Consider the following 17,818-nt stretch of genomic DNA (forward strand, 5'->3'; position numbering starts at 1 on the left):
GGTGGCGGGGCCCGCACTCAGCCGACCGGCGGCGTCGCGGCCCCGCTCCGCAGACCTCCGCGCGGTGCGCTGCAACCTCCGCTCAGCCGAGCCGGACGCGCCGAGTGAGCACAACCCGACGCGGCCCCGCTCAGCTCACCCGTTCCGCGCCGTGCTTGACGCCCCGTAGGCGGACCTCGGTCGGGAGTCGGTCCAGGCCCGCCGATTCGCGGGCGTGGGTCAGGGCCTGGCCCGTCAGGTGCTGGAGGGCGGCTCGGGGGTCGACGTGGGGTTCGAGCATCAGGCGTACGCGGGACGCGGGAGCGGTGCGGCGGCCGGTGAGCCTGGCGTGGGCGCGGGCCACGCCGTCCGGCTCGGCCGCCTCCGTCTCCAGGACGTTCTCCAGGGCGCGGCCCCGCAGCAGCGCGCCCTCGCCGTCGCCGGTGTCGACCAGGACCTCGGTCAGCCGGCGGCGGCGCAGCACGGCGGTGAGCCACCACAGCGCGAGCAGCAGGAGGACGGCGAGCGCGGCGATGACGGTGGGCCACCACCAGCCCTCGTCCCGCCAGCGGGTGCGTTCGGCGTAGGAGAGCAGGACGTCGTGGCGGCTCTGGTGGATCCACCAGGACGGCGACGGCGCGCCCAGTCCGACGGCGAGCACCGAGCCGCCGAGGACCAGCAGGACGAGGCCGACGAGGCCGAGCAGTACGCGGTTGACGGTCGTGAGCACCCTGATCATCCCTTCCGGCCGGGTCGCCGGACTCGCACGGACAGAGCGGGCGGCCGGGACAGGCCCAGGCCGTCGACGGCCTCGCCGAGGGTGGCCTTCAGCTCGTCGCGGACGTCGTCGAGTTCGCGGAAGTGGGACACCGCGCGGACGTCGGCTTTCCGCCGGCGGGTGCGTACCTTCACCGACTGCACGCCCGCGACCTGCATGGCCCGGTCGCGCAGCACCGTCGCGGCGGCCGGCCGGTGCAGCGCCGCGCGGACGTCGCGGTGGGTGCGCCGCATCGGCAGCAGGGCGCGCAGCCCGGGTGTCAGGGCCAGCACCAGCAGCCAGAGGCCGAGGGCGGCGGCGACGCCGGCGCCGACCAGGACCCAGATGTCGTCGAGGGGGCGTTCGGCGAGCTGCTGGGCGAGTTCGCGGCGCCAGCGCATGCCCGGCCGGTCGGCGCGGACGGAGGCGATGTCGTAGAGGAAGAGGCCCGCCAGGGCGAGCAGGAGGACCGCGACGACGGCCGCGGGCACGCGGCGCGTGGACCAGAAGCGGCGTTCCTTGCCCCCGCTCTCGTCGGCCGGGGGCGGCGGCGGTTCCTGGGTGGCGCCCGACGCGTTCCGGTCGGGTTCCGTCTTCTCCAGCAGGGGCATGCGCCGGGTGGTGCCGTCGGCGTTCTCGGAGTCCCTGTTCTCGGAGTCCCGGGGTTCGCTCATCGCGTCCTCCCCTGTGCCGCGCCGAATGCCGTGGGCAGGTGCAGCCGCTCCACCTGGACGGCGACCTCCGGCACTTCGTATCCCACCAACGCGCGTACCCGCTCGGAGACTTGGCGACGCACCTCCCGGCAGCGGGCGCCGACGTCGACCGGGTAGCCGAGTTCGAGATGGACGCGGACACGGGCCGTCCCCTGGCGGACGAGCACGGTCGCGTGCGGGGGCGACGCCTCGGCGGGCAGCGCGCCGACCACCTCGCGCGCCGCCTGCGCCGCGACCTTGGCGACGACCCGGTCGGCGATCCGGGTGGCTCCGCGTTCACCCGCCGCCACGACGGCCAGGGGCCGGGGGGACTCACTGGCCCCGCTGCTCACGGGTCACCTCCGCCGTTCGTCGCGCGAGCGGAAGAAGTCGCCGAGTTCCAGGTCGCCCTCCAGCAGTCGGCCCACGACGAACCCGACGGCGCCCAGGGCCGCCACCAGCAGGAAGGCACCGAACCCGCCGAAGTATCCGGCGAAACCCAGGGCCATTCCGGCGATCATGCCGATCACGGCCATGCTCATCGTGCGCTCCTAGCCTGCGTCAGCGGATCCGGGGCTCCGGCTCCTCTTCGTCCTCTTCGTCCGGCAGCTTCACGTCGCTGACCGCGATGTTGACCTCGACGACCTCCAGCCCGGTCATCCGCTCGACGGCCGCGATCACGTTCTCCCGCACGTCGCGGGCGACATCGGAGATCGAGACGCCGTAGTCGACGACGATCTCCAGGTCCAGCGCGGTCTGCTCCTCGCCGACCTCGGCCTTGACGCCACGGGTCACCGACTTCGATCCGCCGGGCACCCGGTCGCGTACGGCGCCGAACGTGCGGCTGATGCCGCTGCCCATGGCGTGCACGCCGACGACGTCCCGTGCGGCCATCCCGGTGATCTTCTCCACCACACCGTCGGCGATGGTGGTGCGTCCCCGGGTGCCGGGGTCCCCTCCGCCGCGCCGGGTGGTCCTGCGGGACTGCGCCGACGGATCGCTCTCGCTCTCCGGCGTCTGCGTCCGGTTCCGGTCCGTCGTGTCGGTCATAGCCGTACGCCCCTCTCGGTTCGACGTCCTTCGACCACCGTAAGCGCGGTTGCTCGGACGCGCGCCGCGAATGGGGCACTCTGGGGCAATGACGGCGGATCGATGGACACAGGCGGTACGGGAGCAGCTGAGCCTCGGCAGGATCCTCCCCCTGGGTGACGCGAGCGCGGGGGCGTGGATCGCGGAGAGCGCGGCACGGGCCGTGCTGCGCGGCGCGGCGTACGAGGTGGCGGGCGTCAGACCGGGCGTGCTGCGGCTCGCCCTGGCCGACCCGGAACATGTCTACGACCCTGTGGTGCCGCCCCCGCCGAGCGCGCTGCCGCCCGGTCCGCTGCGGCTGACGGCGGAGTTCGCGGCCGGGGCGGCGCAGCCGCTGCCGGAGACCGCGGCGCGGCTGCGCACCGCGCTCGCGACGGCCGCGGCGACACGGCTCGGGCTGACGGTGGCGGAGGTCGACCTGCGGGTGACGGACCTGCTGGACGAGGAGACGGAGGCCGAGCCCGTACGGCCGCCCGAGCCGCCGGACGCCCGTGAGGCGACGGGCGCGGACGAGGCGCGGGCCGCGGAGGCGGCGCTCGCCGTGCCGGGGGTGGCCCGGCTGACCGGCACCCTGGGCGCGCTGGGCCGTGCCGTGCACATCGACGGGGGCACGGACACCGGTGACGGGCCGTCACGTCGGCACGTCCGCCTGGAACTGGCGCTGCGCGCGGACCACCGGTCGGTGGACGTGGCCCGCGAGGTCCGGGCGCGGGTCGGCGAGGCGCTGTGGGACCACCCGACGGTGGCGGTGCTGGTCACCGCGGTGGGGTGAGCGCGGACGGCAGGGCTGCGTCGCCGCCCGCGCTCGTCCGGCGGTCAGTCGCCGATGCCGGCGAGGTCGCGCAGACGGCGGGCCTGGGCCTGGCGTTCGGCGGTGCGCTGCTCCTCGTAGGTGCGGTCCTGGGCGCCGCGCAGCAGCGCCTTGGTCTCGATCACGGCGTCGCGCGGCGCGGCCAGCAGGGCGGCGGTCAGGTCACGGACGGCGCCGTCGAGCTGGTCCGCGGGCACGGCGATGTTCGCCAGGCCGGTGTTGACGGCCTCCTCGGCCGCCACGAACCGCCCGGTGGCGCAGATCTCCAGCGCACGGGCGTATCCGACGAGGCCCACCAGCGGATGGGTGCCGGTGAGGTCGGGGACGAGTCCGAGGCTGGTCTCGCGCATCGCGAACTGCACGTCGTCGGCGACGACGCGCAGGTCACAGGCGAGGGCGAGCTGGAACCCGGCGCCGATGGCATGCCCCTGGACGGCGGCGACGGACACGTGGTCACTACGTCGCCACCAGGTGAACGCCTCCTGGTACTCGGCGATGGTGGCGTCCAGTTCGGCGTCACCGCCACGCGCGAGGTCGATGAACGACGGCTCGCCGTCGAAGCCCTCGGGCGTGAACGCCTGGCGGTCGAGTCCGGCCGAGAACGACTTGCCCTCGGCACGCAGCACGACCACCCGGACGGTGCCCGGCAGCAGCCGGCCCGCCTCGGCCAACGCCCGCCACAGAGCGGGGCTCTGCGCGTTGCGCTTGGCCGGGTTGGTCAGCGTCACCGTGGCGATCGCGTCGTCGACGGTGAGCCGTACGCCGTCCTTGTCGAGTACCGGGTCGATTACCGGGTCGAGCGAAGCCATGGGGCGCCTCCGATGGGTGCGGTCATCGTGAGTGCCGTCGTCGGGCACTCTTAAGTGACTGCACAGTAACCACCCGGCCGGTCACCCGACCGACCGGGTGGCCACCATCGAAGACGCGGGGCCACCCGGGGTCAGGCCGAGGCGGCCTTCTTGCCCCTCGTGGCCCCGCCACGCCCACGGAGCGTGACGCCCGACTCACTGAGCATGCGGTGCACAAAGCCATACGAGCGGCCGGTCTCCTCGGCCAACGCCCGGATGCTCGCACCGGCGTCGTACTTCTTCTTCAGGTCTGCCGCGAGCTTGTCGCGCGCGGCGCCGGTCACCCGGCTGCCCTTCTTCAGAGTCTCGGCCACCCGTGCCTCCTCATGGGAAGTGCGCTCTGGTCTCCTCATGATCACCCCTCCGAGCCTTCATGGCCACCCATTCGGCAAGGTCCGTGGATGAGGGTTTTGACGACAGGAGCACATCCCCACAAGCGGAATCTGCGATTCAGCCCAGTGGACCGCATACGGCTGAACGGGTTCTTCCGCGAAGTGGCAGGTCAGCGATGCGAGACGGCCGACCCCTTGTCGACAAAGGGATCGGCCGCGAATTCGGTGTAGGACACACCCGGGGGTGAGGAGATCTCACACAGATGATGGATCACGGCTCGGCCGAATGATCCATACGCCGTGGATCAACCATTCGATCAAGCGAGCGCGACGAGATCCGCGTAGTCGGCGCCCCACAGGTCCTCGACGCCGTCCGGCAGCAGGATGATCCGCTCCGGCTGGAGCGCCTCCACCGCGCCCTCGTCGTGGGTGACCAGGACGACCGCGCCCTTGTAGGTGCGCAGGGCGCCGAGGATCTCCTCGCGGCTGGCCGGGTCGAGGTTGTTGGTCGGCTCGTCGAGCAGCAGCACGTTGGCCGAGGAGACCACCAGGGTGGCCAGCGCGAGCCGGGTCTTCTCACCGCCGGAGAGGACACCGGCCGGCTTGTCGACGTCGTCACCGGAGAACAGGAACGAGCCGAGCACCTTGCGGACCTCGACGAGGTCCATGTCGGGTGCGGCGGAGCGCATGTTCTCCAGGACCGTGCGGTCCGGGTCGAGGGTCTCGTGCTCCTGCGCGTAGTAGCCGAGCTTGAGGCCGTGGCCCTCGACGACCTTGCCGGTGTCGGGCTCCTCGACGCCGCCCAGCAGCCGCAGCAGGGTGGTCTTGCCGGCGCCGTTGAGGCCGAGGATGACGACCCGGGAGCCCTTGTCGATGGCCAGGTCGACGTCGGTGAAGATCTCCAGCGAGCCGTACGACTTGGACAGGCCCTCGGCGGTCAGCGGGGTCTTGCCGCAGGGCGCGGGCTCGGGGAAGCGCAGCTTGGCGACCTTGTCGGAGACCCGCGCGGCCTCCAGACCGGCGAGCAGCTTGTCCGCGCGGCGGGCCATGTTCTGGGCGGCGACGGTCTTGGTGGCCTTGGCACGCATCTTGTCCGCCTGCGAGTGCAGGGCGGCGGCCTTCTTCTCGGCGTTGGCGCGCTCGCGCTTGCGGCGCTTCTCGTCGGCCTCGCGCTGCTGCTGGTAGAGCTTCCAGCCCATGTTGTAGACGTCGATCTGGGCGCGGTTGGCGTCCAGGTAGAACACCTTGTTGACGACCGTCTCGACCAGGTCGACGTCGTGGGAGATGACGATGAACCCGCCGCGGTAGGTCTTGAGGTAGTCGCGCAGCCAGACGATCGAGTCGGCGTCCAGGTGGTTCGTCGGCTCGTCGAGCAGCAGGGTGTCGGCGTCGGAGAACAGAATCCGGGCCAGCTCGATACGGCGGCGCTGACCGCCGGAGAGCGTGTGCAGCGGCTGGCCGAGCACCCGGTCGGGCAGGTTGAGCGCGGCGGCGATGGTCGCGGCCTCGGCCTCGGCGGCGTACCCGCCCTTGGTGAGGAACTCCGTCTCCTGGCGCTCGTACTGCCGCAGCGCCTTCTCGCGGGTGGCGCCCTGGCCGTTGGCGATGCGCTGTTCGTTCTCGCGCATCTTGCGGATCAGTACGTCGAGGCCGCGCGCGGAGAGGATGCGGTCGCGGGCGAGGACGTCGAGGTCGCCGGTGCGGGGGTCCTGCGGGAGGTAGCCGACCTCGCCGGAGCGGGTGATGGTGCCGGCGGCGGGGATGCCCTCGCCGGCCAGGCACTTGGTGAGCGTGGTCTTGCCGGCGCCGTTGCGGCCGACCAGGCCGATGCGGTCGCCCTTGGCGACACGGAAGGTGGCGGACTCGATGAGGACGCGGGCACCGGCGCGCAGCTCGATACCGGAGGCGGAGATCACGGACAGACTCCAGAGCGGATGGTGGGCGGGACGGGGGGCTTCGAGACGTTCCCGCTGTCTAATGCGCGAGGAGAATGGCCATGAGGCCAGTCTAACGGTGTGATGCAACCACTTTTTCTGCGTTCGGGTGTTCGGTCCGGGCGCCAGGCAGATCGTTTCCGGGGCATCGGCGGCCCGGCTCGATCGGGCCCGGTGCGGCGGACGGCGGTGAGCTGGGCGGTCCGGGCGCGGGGAGCGGTCAGCAGCGGACGTGGGGCGGCGTGCGGCGGCGTGCGGTTGTGACGCACGGCATGGCCGTGGCGCGCGGGACGGTCGTGCCCGATCACGCGGGGCGGGAGAGGCGGGGGCGGCTCAGGCGGGGTGTTGTCAGTGGGCGCTGCGAGACTGGGTTCTGGAAGCGACCGGTAGCGAGTCGGTGTCGGGCACGAGGGAGTGATCGGTATGGCGGGCACGGGCAGCGGACGTCCGAGCATCTTTCCCACGCTGTTGTACGCGGACGCGAAAGCGGCCATCCGGCAGCTCACGGAGGCCCTCGGCTTCACCGAGCTGTCGGTGTACGAGGGCGAGGACGGCACGGTGCTGCACGCCGAGCTGGTCCAGGGCAACGGCGCGGTGATGGTCGGCTCCAAGGGCCGCGGCGGTGTCTTCGACACGGCGATGAAGGGTGCGGGCCCGGCCGGGGTGTACATCGCCGTGGACGACGTCGACGCACACCACCGGCAGGCCGTGGACCACGGCGTGGACATCCTGATGCCCCCGACGGACCAGGACTACGGCTCACGGGACTACATGGCCCGTGACGTCGAGGGCAACATCTGGAGCTTCGGCACCTACGCGCCGCAGATACCCGGCTGAGCCTGCCCCCTCAGCTGCCTCCGGTGTGCACCTGGAAGGCCGCCCGGCGGACGGCCTTGGCCAGCGCCGGGTCCGGGTGGGCCGCGGCGAGGGCGACGAGGACCTGCACCGTGCGCGGGTGGCCGACGGCGCGCACCTCGTCCAGCAGCGCGGGCACGGTCGGCTGCACCGCGGACTCCAGGTGCCGCACCAGCAGCGGGGCCTCACCGTGGTCGGCGACCGCCGCCGCGGTGTCGACCCACAGCCAGGTGGCCTCCTCGCGGGTCAGCACCTCGTGGGCGTCCTCGGGGTCCGTGCCCTCGTGCTCGGCCAGCCACAGCAGGGCGTAGGGCCGCAGCGTCGGCTGGTCCAGCACCGCGCGCACATCGGGCTCGGCGGGCGCGCCGACGACCCGCAGCGCCTCGAAGGCGAGGCCGCGCAGCAGGGCGTCGTCGCCGCGGGCGGCGTCCAGCAGCTCGGTGACGGCGCTGCCGACGGGCCGGGCGGCGAGCCAGGCCCGGTACTCGGCGCGGGCCGCGTTGGGCCGCAGCTGGGCGCAGCCACGCAGCATGTCCTCGGCGGCGGCCTCGATGTTGCCGGCCGGGCTCTGGGCGGCGACGCAGATCTGCTCCAGCTTGACCCAGACCGCCCAGCTGCCCAGCGGGGTGAGGGTGGCCTGGCCGTCGCCGCAGGTGAGCGCGCCCACGGAGGCGAGGGCGTGCAGCGCCCAGTCGAGCAGCGGGGCGAGTTCGGCGTCGGCCGGGTCGGCGGGCTCGGCGGGGCGGCCGGCGGCGGGACGCGCGGGTTCGCGCTGCGGGCCGTAGGGCACTTCGCAGCGCTCGGTGCGCAGTTCCCGCACCCGCTGCTGGAGCAGGTCGAGCAGCTGCTCGACGGGGACGGGGCCGGCGGACAGCTGGAGGAAGGAGAGCACCTGCGGCATGGCCGAGACGACCTCGGCGACGGCGGCCGGCTCGTGGTCGGCGGGCTCCGGGTGGGCCAGGGACCAGGCGTCGAAGAGGGCGACCCAGCCGCGCAGGACGGCGCTGTCGTCGCGGTGCCAGGCACGCAGCCGCCAGCCGGGGCGGGCGCTGCCGCCGTGCACCTCGACGAGGCCGGCCAGCCGGGCGGTGTCCCAGTCGGCGCGGACCTGGGCCGGTGTCAGGCCCAGCTCGCGGGCGGCCCGTTCGGCGGTCGCGTCGGCGAGGGTGGCCTTGCCGTCGGCGGCCCCGCCGGCGCTGCCGGGGCGCAGGGCGGCGTCGGCCCAGCGGGCCACGCGGGCGGCACCGGCCAGCCGGGAGCGTGCCATTCCGGCCAGCTCCGCGGGGGCCGGCGTGCCCTCCGGCGGGCGCGGGGCGGGGCGGCGCGCGGGCCGCTGGTTCATCGCTCGGGGGGCGGCGGCCAGGGGTCGCGGGCGGACGAGTCGAAGCCTGGAGTCGCGCGGGATACGGGACGTCACGGGTGCAGTCTTCCGGTTGACGGTCCGAAAACCCAAACGGAATGTCACGGGGGGCGACGGGACTGGCCAAGGGAAGGGGTTGAGTGAGCGTCTGAAGGGCGTGAACCGGACAGGGGTACGGCGTGAAACGGAATGACAGCGACCGGGTGCCGTCCGGTGACGGGAGAGGTGTTCGGGAAGGATGTTCGAAGGGGGGCGGCTGGGGCCGTCGGGCTCACATGAGGGGGGTCAGGAAGCGGCGCAGGGCCTCCTCGTACGCCTCGGGGTCGGCGTTCCACATGGCGCCGTGCGGGGCGTGCGGGACCGGATGGAGGGCGACGAGGCCGGGGCGGCGGGCGGCGAGGCGACGGGAGAACTCCCAGGGGGCGACCGTGTCGTCGGGGCCGTGGAAGATCAGTACCGGGACCTTCAGATAGTCGGCGTGCGTGGCCTCGTCGGCCCGGTCTCCGAGCAGGCCGGTGCGGCCCTGGGCGGCGCGGACCGCGAGCGGCAGCAGGGCACCCGGAGTGCGCCGGGCGGCGGCCAGGGCCCGCAGGGTCGACTCCCAGTGCAGCACCGGGGAGTCCAGCACCAGCCCGGCGATCCGGTCGCGGACGCCGGAGTGGGCGGCGGCGCGCAGGGCCATGGTCGCGCCGGTGGACCAGCCGTGCAGCACGACGCGTTCGGCGCCGTACCGGGTGGCGTAGCGGATCGCCGCGTCCAGGTCGCGCCACTCGCTCTCGCCCAGGTGGTTCAGGCCGTCGGCGGGGCGCGGGGCGCCGAGGTCGCCGCGGTAGGCGAGGTCGAGGACGGGGAAGCGGTGGCGGTGCAGGAATCCCATGAGGTTCATGGGGTGCTCGCGGGTGGTGCCGAGGCCGTGCGCGGTGATGACCCAGGTGTCCCGGGCGCCCGGCACGAACCAGGCGGGCAGCGCGCCAAGTTCGCCGGGGACGTCCACGTCGGCGTGGTCGAGGCCGAGGGCGGCGTGCGGGTCGCCGATGTGCGCGTTCGGGGTCAGCCAGACCTTGTCGCCGGGTTCCAGGGTGCCGTGGGTGACCCGGTGCAGCCGGCGGACGACGGTGTCGGCGGTGTGCGGCGCGGAGTCCAGGACGGGCCCGACGACCGCGTGGAGGCCGTCGCCGGTCAGCCCGTAGGTGCCGGGGCGCAGGGAGGCGAAGTCCCGGGTGAGCACGACCTGGCCGGCGGCCGTGCCGTGCACGGTGAGCCGGGGTTCGGTGGGCAGCGGGCGGCCCGGCGGCGCCTTGAGCGCGGCGTCGCTGGCGAGCCGGCCGGCGGCCACCGCGGCGGCACCGGCGACGGTCATGGCGGTGACGGCAGCGGCCGTCGCTGTGACAGGGCGCACGGCTCCAGTGTCCCGGCGCGGACGGCGACGGGCCAGCGGGCGGACGTGTTCCGGGTGAGAGACGCACTGCGCTCGCCGCACCGCCCCGCACCGCGGCTCGCTCCAGGGCGTTCCCGCCCCACCCGTCAGCCGCGCTGGCCGTACCCCCGCAGGCGTTCCGACACCTCGGCCAGCTGGGAGTGGGTCAGCAGGGACGGGGTCAGGCCCGGGACGGTGGAGGCCGTGAGCCACAGGCGGCACATCCACTCCAGCTGCGCGGTGCGGTCGTAGGCCTGGTCGAGGGTGGTGCCGTAGGTGATCGTGCCGTGGTTCTGGAGGAGGCAGCCGGTGCGGTCGGTGAGGGCGCGGAGCATGTTCTCGGCCAGTTCGTCGGTGCCGTAGGTGGCGTACGGGGCGACCCGGACCGGGCCGCCGAGGGCGGCGGCCATGTAGTGGATGAGGGGGAGCTCCGGGACGAGCGTCGAGACGGCCGTCGCGTGCACGGCGTGGGTGTGGACGACGGCGCGGGCGTCGGTGGTGCGGTAGACGGCGAGATGCATGGGCAGCTCGCTGGTCGGCACGAGGGTGCCGCGCAGTTGCCGGCCGTCGAGGTCGACGGCGGTGAGGTCGGCGGGCGTCAGCCGGTCGTACGGGACGCCCGAGGGTGTGACCAGGACGATGTCGCCGACCCTGACGGAGACGTTGCCCGAGGTGCCGACGACCAGCCCCTCCGCGACGGTCCGCCGGGCGGTGGCGACCAGGGCGTCCCAGGCCCGGGCCTCCTCCTCGCGCGCACCGCTCCGTCCGTCCCGCTGGTCCGCTCGCTGCTCAGCCATGGCGTGATCCTGCCAGGCGGTGCGGGGCGGGCGCGGCGCCCGGGCGCGGTGGGCCGAAAACCGCCGGTTCGCGAGGCCGCGTATCGGCGCAAAATCGGCGCACGGATCGGTGTGCGCATCGGTGTACGGCGCGACGGCTCGAGTGATATCGCATACAACCCGCACGAGCGGGACGACCGGGACGACAGGCCGCGCGCACCGGCCGCGTCGGCAAGCGGAACGCCGGGCGAGCACCGGCGGAGGGCCGGCCCTCTCTTCCCGACACCACCATGCCCTCCCCAGTTCACCTGTCGTTCATCTGGGTTACTTACCTTCGACCAGCCAATGACCTCGAACGATTGCCTGGGTAAATGGAAGGCATCTCGCTGATCCTCGCGATTGTGGTGGTAACCGCACTCGCGTTCGATTTCACGAACGGTTTCCACGACACCGCCAACGCGATGGCCACCACCATCTCGACCGGTGCGCTCAAGCCGAAGGTCGCGGTGGCCATGTCCGCCGTCCTCAACCTCGTCGGCGCCTTCCTCTCGGTGGAAGTCGCCAGCACCATCTCCAAGGGGCTTGTCGACGAAAGCGGCATACGTCCCGAGGTCATCTTCGCCGCGCTGGTCGGCGCGATCCTGTGGAACCTGCTGACCTGGCTCGTCGGACTGCCGTCGTCCTCCTCGCACGCCCTCATGGGCGGCCTGGTCGGCGCCACCATCGCCGCGGCCGGTGTCGGCGCCGTGCACGGCGATGTGCTCGTCACCAAGGTGCTGATCCCGGCGATCGCCGCCCCGCTGGTGGCCGGCATCGCCGCGATGATCGCCAGCCGGCTCACCTACACGCTGGGCAAGAAGGCCGACGGCAAGGCGGCCGCCAAGGGCTACCGCGCCGGTCAGATCGCCTCCGCGGGCCTGGTCTCCCTCGCCCACGGCACCAACGACGCGCAGAAGACCATGGGCATCATCACGCTCGCCCTGGTCGCCGGCGGCACCCTCGCCCCCGACTCCGACCCGCCCCTGTGGGTCATCCTCTCCGCGGGCGTCGCCATCGCCCTCGGCACCTACCTCGGCGGCTGGCGCATCATCCGCACCATGGGCAAGGGCCTCACCGACCTCCAGCCGCAGCAGGGCTTCGCCGCCCAGACCAGCGCCGCGACGGTCATCCTGGCCTCCTCCCACCTCGGCTTCTCCCTCTCCACCACGCACTCGGTCTCCGGTGCCGTGATGGGCGCGGGCCTCGGCCGCAAGGGCGGTGTGGTCCGCTGGTCCACCGCCACCCGGATGTTCGTCGCCTGGGGTCTGACCCTGCCGGCCGCGGCGCTGGTCGCCGCGCTCGCCGAGTGGGTCACCGGCTTCGGCGACTGGGGCACGGGGCTCGTGGCGCTCTTCCTCATCGGCTCCAGCTTCGCCATCTGGAAGATCTCGCGCCGTGAGGTCGTCGACCACACCAACGTCAACGGCACCGACGACGCCGAGCCGGCCGGTGTGGTGACCACCGCCATCGCCGCCGTGACCCCGCCGCCCGCGGGCCCGGCCGAAGGACTGGCCACCACCATCCCCGCGCCGGCCGCGTCCGCCAGCTCCGACCACACGCCTTCCCAGGCCGCGGTCTGAGCCCCGCGCACCCCAGGTACGTAAGGAATCAGCAGCATGAAGATCGACTGGGCGGCCCTCGGTTCCGTCTTCGGCGTCAGCCTCGTGGTCACCGTGGCCCTGGTGGCCCTCTTCACCCTCGGCATCGTCGGCCTCTCGCGCCGTGAGCGCGCGGTGGCCGCGGGCGGCTCCGCGGGGCTGGCGGTCACCGGAGCGTACGCGTGCTTCGCCGCCTGCGCGGCGGCGGTGGCGTACGGGATCTATCTGATCGTGGCCTGACACGTCACGGCCTGACGCACAGCACCCACCGGGCGGGTGCGGGGACCACGGTCCTCGCACCCGCCCGGTCGCGTCTACGGGCAGGGCGAGTCCGCCTCCGCGCCGGCGTGCTCGAGGATCTTCCGCTCCTCCTCGGTGTACGGGGTCCAGTGGCGGCACAGGGCCTCGTGCCAGGCGTCGGGGTCCAGGGGGATGGTCAGCGCGGAGTCGCGCTGCCGGACGGTGAGACGGCCGGCGCTCAGGCGGAGGTCCGCGAAGTCGACGGCGAACGGGAACGTGACGAAGGGCGTGTCCCCGTCCTCGGGCCGCCGCAGCACGAGGCCGCTGTCGTCCGGGCCGTTGGTCAGCAGGGTTCCGTCGGTCGCGAGCGTCGCCGTGAGCACCCGTTCCTCCGCCTCGACGGCCGGTCCCAGGCGTCTGCCGGTCTCCACGTCCCACCGCTGGACGGTTCTGCCGTCCAGCTTGGTGGCGACGGTCCGTCCCCGGGGGTCGAAGGCGAACAGCAGGTCGTCGGCGCCGGCCACCGTGATGCCGGTGTTCCTGCGCACCCGGCCGGTGCCGGGGTCCCAGAAGGCGACCTCGCCGCTGCGGTGGCCGATGATCACTTCGGCACGCTCACCCGGACGGACGGCCATGCCCACGCAGGGGTCGCCGAGCGCGTCGCACGGGTACGTGCCCAGGACCGAGGCCTCGTCCGACGCCACGTCGTACCGGATCAGCCGGTCGCGCGTCTGGAGGACCACCTCGCCGCCCCGTAGGGGAACGGCGTGTTCGAGGTCCGGGAAGGACCGCACCCGCGCCTGTCGCGGGCTGTCCGGATCCCGGACGGAGACCTTGTCCGAGCCCCAGAGCACCAGCCGGCTGCCGTCGGCGGTGAAGAACCCGCCGGCCCCGTCCTCCCCGAACTCCTCCGCCGTCACCGGTTCCGCGCGGTCCTCCTCGCCCCGCCGGGCCACCACCAGCCGCACGGTCGTGCCGTTCTCGTCCCCATAGGTCTCGACCCTGGCGCGGTGCTCGCCGCCCGGACTTCTCAGGTACGAACCGTCCGGTCCGCCGTCGGAGGGTTCGGCGCGAGGCAGCGGCGAGCCGCGCTCCTCCTCCGTCCGCACCACCAGCAGATCCGACCCGGAGGCCACCAGCAGGCGCGGGGCGGCTCCGGCCTCCTCGCCGGGGAGGACGCCGACGGACAGCCGGTCCTCCTGGACACCGGACGACGGGACCCCCGGCACCCGGTACCGCCTGCCGGTCTCCAGGTCGACCAGCTCGAACTGGCTCACCTGGGTGGCCGCCCTCGACACCAGATAGCGCCCGGAGAGGTCCGGGCCCTCCGAGCCGAGGGCGAGCGATCGCCGGCCCTCGGTGGCGTCGGGCGCCGTCAGCCGGATCAGCTGATGCCGGCCGTGATCGCGGTCGACCACGACTCCGGCGCCCCGGTGCGAGATCCACTGCGCGTTCGCGATCGGGTGCGGGTTGGCGCCGGTCGCCAGGTCCTGCACGCGTGCCTCGGCCCTGTTCTCCGACCAGCTGAGGAGGACCACCTGCCGGCCCTCCCCGACCAGCGCGGCGTCGTTCGCCTTCGGTCCGCTCGGCAGCCCCCGCTGCGAGACCTGCTCCACCTCCTTCGTCCGGCTCCGCCAGACCTGGACGTGCGAGCTGTGCGCCGTCTCGTCCTCGGCGAGCGGATCGGCGGTGAGGCGGAGCAGCAGCCGCCCGCTGTCCGAGAAGTCGACCGCCACGGTGGCGGGCCGGCGCAGGATCTTCGTCGCGGGCGGCGGCGCGGTCCACAGGCGGGTGCGGGCGCGTACGTCGTAGCAGTGGAGCGATCCGTCGGCGGTCACGACGGCCAGCAGTTCGCCGTCGTCACTGAGCTCCGCCCGCTCGGGCGCTCCGCCGGTCAGGTCCGGCACCTGCCACCAGCTCGCCCGCCCGTCGCCCAGGCCCGTCCACACCCTGGCGTGCGGGGCGCCGTCGCGGCCGACGGACGTGGTCACCGCCGCGGAGCCGTCCGGGGTCAGGTCGATGCTCCGGATGGGCTCGGACCCCTGGCCCGGATCGCCGGAGATCACCGACATACCGCCGAGATAGGCCTGGAGGAGCGCCTGCCGGGCCTCCGGGCCGCGGTGGTGGTGCCACGCGGCCAGGGACAGCCGCGCGGCCGTGCCCGGGTCGGTCGCCGCCAGTCGCTGCGCGTCCTCCACCAACTGCCGGGACGCCATCGTCCGTACGCGTTCGTCCTGCTCCCGCATCCCGCGCCACATCTCGATCCCCAGGTAGCCCGCCAGCAGCGCGAGGACGACCATCACGGCCGTCGCCGCCCGCCAGCGGCGCAGGGCGCGTTGCTGGTGTCTGCGGCTCAGCTCGACGTAGTCGCGTTCCGGCTGGGTGACGTCCTCGCCGCGGACCGGATCGCCGAGGTGTTCCACGGAGGTGGCCAGCATCGTCCCCCGCAGCAGCGCCCCCGGCTCCTCCCCGGTCTCCTTCCAGTGCGCCAGCGCCTCCAGCAGCCGCTCCTGCCAGCTCCGGAAGTCGCGCGAGGCCTCCAGCCACTCCCGCAGGCGGGGCCAGGCGCGGACCAGTTCCTCGTGGGCGAGGTCGACGATGGGGTCGCCGTCGGGGCCGTGGGTGATGCGGACGAAGCGGGTGTGGGTGGCGAGGGCTTCGGCGGCCGCGCGGATGTCGGGCGGGAGCGGGGTCAGCGGGGCCGGTTTGCGGGTGAAGCCGCCTGCGTCGTCGGGGCGGGCGAGCCGGGTGAACAGACGGCGGACCGGGGCCTCGCCGTGTGCCGTGACGACCTCGCCGACGCGCTGCTCCGCGTGGGCGGACAGGGCGCCGGCGACGCCGCCCAGGGCGTCGTAGCCCGCGTGGGTCAGGCGTACGCCCTTCTCGTGCGCCCAGAGTTCCGTGAGGGTGAACTCCACCAGCGGCAGATGGCCGGGCTCGTCCTGGGCGTCGTCGACGATGCGTTCGGCGAGGCCCGGTTCGAGGGTGAGGCCGGGGACGCGGGCCGCCGGGCCCTCGACGGCGCGCAGCAGGCCCGAGCGGCCGAGGGGGGCGACGATCTGCGCGCAGTCGCTGAGGACGCGGGCGGTCGCGGGGTCGGCGAGGTCGTCGAGGCAGGCCGAGCGCAGGGTCACGAGGACGCGCAGCCGTCTGCCCTCGCCGGGGGCGGAGACGACGGCGGCCATCAGGGACAACAGGGCGCGGGCGGTGGCCGGTTCCGCCGCGACGATCTCCTCCAGCTGGTTGAGGAAGAAGACGTGGCCGCGCGGGCCGCAGTGGTCCAGGACGCGTCGGCCGAGTTCGGCGGGGGTGGGGCCGTCGGCGGAGTCGAGCAGGTCGGCGAGGGTGAGGGCGGCGCGTTCCTGTTCCACCGCCGCCAGGGCGGAACCGGCGGCGCGCGGTCCGGGCACCGGACGGGCGCCCGCCCCGCCGGAAGCCCCCGCCGCCCCACCGGAAGTCCCCGCCGCCCCTACGGTCTCCGCCGCCTCCGCCGACGCTTCCCTCTCCGGCGCCTCCGCCGGCACCTCCGTCTCCCGCGCCTCCGCCGACACCTCCGTCTCCGGCGCTTCCGCCGACGCGTCCCTCTCCGGCGCCTCCGCCGACACCTCCGTCTCCGCCGCCTCCGCCGTCCCCGCCGCCCCTTCCGACGCCTCCGCCAATGCCCCTTCCGCCGCCTTCGGCGCCGCCGCCTCCGTCGGCGCCTCCCCCAACGCCCCCTCCCCCAACGCCCCCTGCCCATCCGGGACCTCCCCCTCCAGGACCTCCTCCGCCTCCCGCACGCCCAGCGCCCCGATCACCGCCCGGGCCACCGTCAGCGACGCCCGGGTGCCCGGCAGGGGGCGGATCTCGGAGACCGTGTGTCCGTCGGCCCGCAGGCGCGGCAGCGCGCCCGCGCGCACCAGCGAGGTCTTCCCGCTGCCGGACGGGCCGACGACCGGCACGACGAGATGCCGGTCGACCGCGTCGAGCAGCCGCCGGGTCTCCTCCTCGCGGCCGAAGAAGTGTTCGGCGTCCTCCTCGCGGAAGGCGTCGAGGCCGCGGTAGGGGCAGCGGCGCAGGCCGGGTTGAAGGTCGATCAGCGCGGCGGCCGGGATGAGGTACGAGGTCACCGCGCCGGCGCCGCGGTCGGTGGCGACCGTCATGCCGACCACCGCGCCGACCGCCTCGTCCCACACCGGCGCTCCGCTGCATCCGGGTCCGATGCGGTGGGCGCTGCCGTCGCTCTCCATGGAGACCCAGCCCTGGCCGACCTCGTCGAGCAGCCGTCCGCCGATCCAGGCGCCGTGTTCCGCGCTGGCCGGGAAGCCGAGGATGCGGAAGCGGTGGTGCCAGACGTCCTGGACGCCGGCGAGGGGGACCGGGTCGGCGGGTGCGCCTTCCGGCAGCCGCAGCAGGGCGATGTCGCCGGTCCCGTCCGTGCCCACGGCCCGCCACCCGGTCACCGACGCCTGGTACGTCACCGCGCCCGGCCGCAGCGGGAATTCCACGGTGACCGCGGTGGTGGGCGGTGTGGTCGACCGCGGATCGGTGCGCAGCGCGTCCGCGACGACGTGGGCGCAGGTGGCGATGGTGCCGGGGGCCAGCAGGAAGCCGGTGCCCACGGGCCGCCCGTCGCCGCCGCGGACCCGGACCACCGCCGCGCCGAGTCCTGCCGGGGCACGGGCGGGGGATGCCGGTACGGCCGCTTTGTCAACGCTCATACGTTTCCGCCGAGTTCCTCATGTCTCGTAATGCTTCGCACGAGGTATTGCAGGGGTCGGTGGGTGCCGCCCGCAACCGGGTCCGGGAAAGGCCACCCGCACGGGGAGTCCGCCCGGCCATGTGGGGTTCTGCACACTCCCCCCTCGCAGGTCAACGGCAGGTTGACGGCCGTTCCGGCCCCGTGGTGGACTGCCGGAGCCATGTACGGCGGCAGGAGAGGAAGCCCGGTGTGAATCCGGCGCGGTCCCGCCACTGTGACCGGGGAAGAACAGCCCCGGGAGCCAGGAACTCTCACCGTCGGTCTCGTCGAACCAGGGCGCGGACACCCTGAGTGAGGACATAACGCGATGCGCGGCTGCCGCCGTTCGAGGTCGAGGTTCAGTACCAGGG

The 17,818-nt window shown here is 73.9% G+C and carries 16 protein-coding genes and 1 riboswitch; of the genes, 4 read left to right on the forward strand and 12 right to left on the reverse strand.

Features of this window, described 5'->3' with window-relative positions; all coding sequences use genetic code 11:
* Positions 1-130: 130 nt before the first annotated feature.
* The 5 genes from amaP to ABT232_RS28535 are packed head-to-tail and all read right to left on the reverse strand — an operon-like array spanning position 131 to position 2,478.
* On the reverse strand, positions 131-718 hold the full coding sequence (gene amaP, locus ABT232_RS28515) for an alkaline shock response membrane anchor protein AmaP (protein WP_351844999.1): 588 nt from the start codon (positions 716-718) through the stop codon (positions 131-133).
* Positions 715-1,410: a DUF6286 domain-containing protein gene (locus tag ABT232_RS28520; RefSeq protein ID WP_351845001.1), complete on the reverse strand. Its 696-nt coding sequence runs from the start codon at positions 1,408-1,410 to the stop codon at positions 715-717. The genes amaP and ABT232_RS28520 overlap by 4 nt, the downstream gene beginning before the upstream one ends.
* Positions 1,407-1,781 carry an Asp23/Gls24 family envelope stress response protein gene (locus tag ABT232_RS28525; RefSeq protein ID WP_351845003.1) on the reverse strand — a complete coding sequence of 125 codons (375 nt, stop codon included), beginning with the start codon at positions 1,779-1,781 and terminating at the stop codon, positions 1,407-1,409. The genes ABT232_RS28520 and ABT232_RS28525 overlap by 4 nt, the downstream gene beginning before the upstream one ends.
* Positions 1,782-1,784: 3 nt before the next feature.
* On the reverse strand, positions 1,785-1,970 hold the full coding sequence (locus ABT232_RS28530) for a hypothetical protein (RefSeq protein WP_351845005.1): 186 nt from the start codon (positions 1,968-1,970) through the stop codon (positions 1,785-1,787).
* Positions 1,971-1,989: 19 nt separating this feature from the next.
* Positions 1,990-2,478, reverse strand: a complete 489-nt coding sequence (locus tag ABT232_RS28535) for an Asp23/Gls24 family envelope stress response protein (protein WP_351845007.1) — start codon at positions 2,476-2,478, stop codon at positions 1,990-1,992.
* Positions 2,479-2,566: 88 nt separating this feature from the next.
* Between ABT232_RS28535 and ABT232_RS28540 the strand changes: the two genes are divergently transcribed.
* The gene (locus ABT232_RS28540) at positions 2,567-3,289 is read left to right on the forward strand and encodes a nucleopolyhedrovirus P10 family protein (RefSeq protein WP_351845009.1); all 723 of its coding nucleotides are present in this window, start codon (positions 2,567-2,569) and stop codon (positions 3,287-3,289) included.
* Positions 3,290-3,333: 44 nt separating this feature from the next.
* Here ABT232_RS28540 and ABT232_RS28545 read toward each other — a convergent pair whose 3' ends face one another.
* From ABT232_RS28545 to ABT232_RS28555, 3 genes are all read right to left on the reverse strand, one after another.
* Positions 3,334-4,137 carry an enoyl-CoA hydratase/isomerase family protein gene (locus ABT232_RS28545; protein ID WP_351845011.1) on the reverse strand — a complete coding sequence of 268 codons (804 nt, stop codon included), beginning with the start codon at positions 4,135-4,137 and terminating at the stop codon, positions 3,334-3,336.
* 131 nt (positions 4,138-4,268) lie between these two features.
* Entirely contained in the window at positions 4,269-4,490 is a 222-nt protein-coding gene (locus ABT232_RS28550) for a helix-turn-helix domain-containing protein (RefSeq protein ID WP_018567695.1), read from the reverse strand.
* A 335-nt stretch (positions 4,491-4,825) separates the two neighbouring features.
* Complete coding sequence (locus ABT232_RS28555) at positions 4,826-6,424, reverse strand: ABC-F family ATP-binding cassette domain-containing protein (protein ID WP_351845013.1); 1,599 nt, start codon at positions 6,422-6,424, stop codon at positions 4,826-4,828.
* A gap of 441 nt (positions 6,425-6,865) precedes the next feature.
* On the opposite strand from ABT232_RS28555, the gene ABT232_RS28560 reads away from it, so the two are divergent.
* Positions 6,866-7,279 (forward strand): VOC family protein, encoded by a 414-nt coding sequence (locus ABT232_RS28560; RefSeq protein WP_351845015.1) that lies wholly within the window; start codon positions 6,866-6,868, stop codon positions 7,277-7,279.
* Between the two features lie 10 nt (positions 7,280-7,289).
* Here the strand turns inward: ABT232_RS28560 and ABT232_RS28565 are convergent, their stop codons facing one another.
* The 3 genes from ABT232_RS28565 to ABT232_RS28575 form a co-directional block, all read right to left on the reverse strand.
* A complete protein-coding gene (locus ABT232_RS28565) occupies positions 7,290-8,714 on the reverse strand; it encodes a hypothetical protein (RefSeq protein WP_351845017.1) in 1,425 nt (474 codons plus the stop codon).
* Between the two features lie 214 nt (positions 8,715-8,928).
* On the reverse strand, positions 8,929-10,056 hold the full coding sequence (locus tag ABT232_RS28570; RefSeq protein ID WP_351845019.1) for an alpha/beta hydrolase: 1,128 nt from the start codon (positions 10,054-10,056) through the stop codon (positions 8,929-8,931).
* A 125-nt stretch (positions 10,057-10,181) separates the two neighbouring features.
* Positions 10,182-10,871, reverse strand: coding sequence for a class II aldolase/adducin family protein (locus tag ABT232_RS28575; RefSeq protein ID WP_351845021.1), 690 nt, complete (start codon positions 10,869-10,871; stop codon positions 10,182-10,184).
* Positions 10,872-11,221: 350 nt separating this feature from the next.
* Between ABT232_RS28575 and ABT232_RS28580 the strand changes: the two genes are divergently transcribed.
* Positions 11,222-12,469, forward strand: a complete 1,248-nt coding sequence (locus ABT232_RS28580; RefSeq protein WP_351845023.1) for an inorganic phosphate transporter — start codon at positions 11,222-11,224, stop codon at positions 12,467-12,469.
* Between the two features lie 36 nt (positions 12,470-12,505).
* Positions 12,506-12,727 carry a hypothetical protein gene (locus ABT232_RS28585; protein WP_351845025.1) on the forward strand — a complete coding sequence of 74 codons (222 nt, stop codon included), beginning with the start codon at positions 12,506-12,508 and terminating at the stop codon, positions 12,725-12,727.
* Between the two features lie 74 nt (positions 12,728-12,801).
* Here the strand turns inward: ABT232_RS28585 and ABT232_RS28590 are convergent, their stop codons facing one another.
* Positions 12,802-17,427 (reverse strand): nSTAND1 domain-containing NTPase, encoded by a 4,626-nt coding sequence (locus ABT232_RS28590; RefSeq protein WP_351845027.1) that lies wholly within the window; start codon positions 17,425-17,427, stop codon positions 12,802-12,804.
* A gap of 169 nt (positions 17,428-17,596) precedes the next feature.
* A riboswitch (cobalamin riboswitch) is annotated at positions 17,597-17,738 on the forward strand.
* The last annotated feature ends 80 nt before the right edge of the window (positions 17,739-17,818 follow it).

It is taken from the genome of Streptomyces sp. NPDC001532, assembly GCF_040298625.1.
GTDB lineage: Bacteria > Actinomycetota > Actinomycetes > Streptomycetales > Streptomycetaceae > Streptomyces.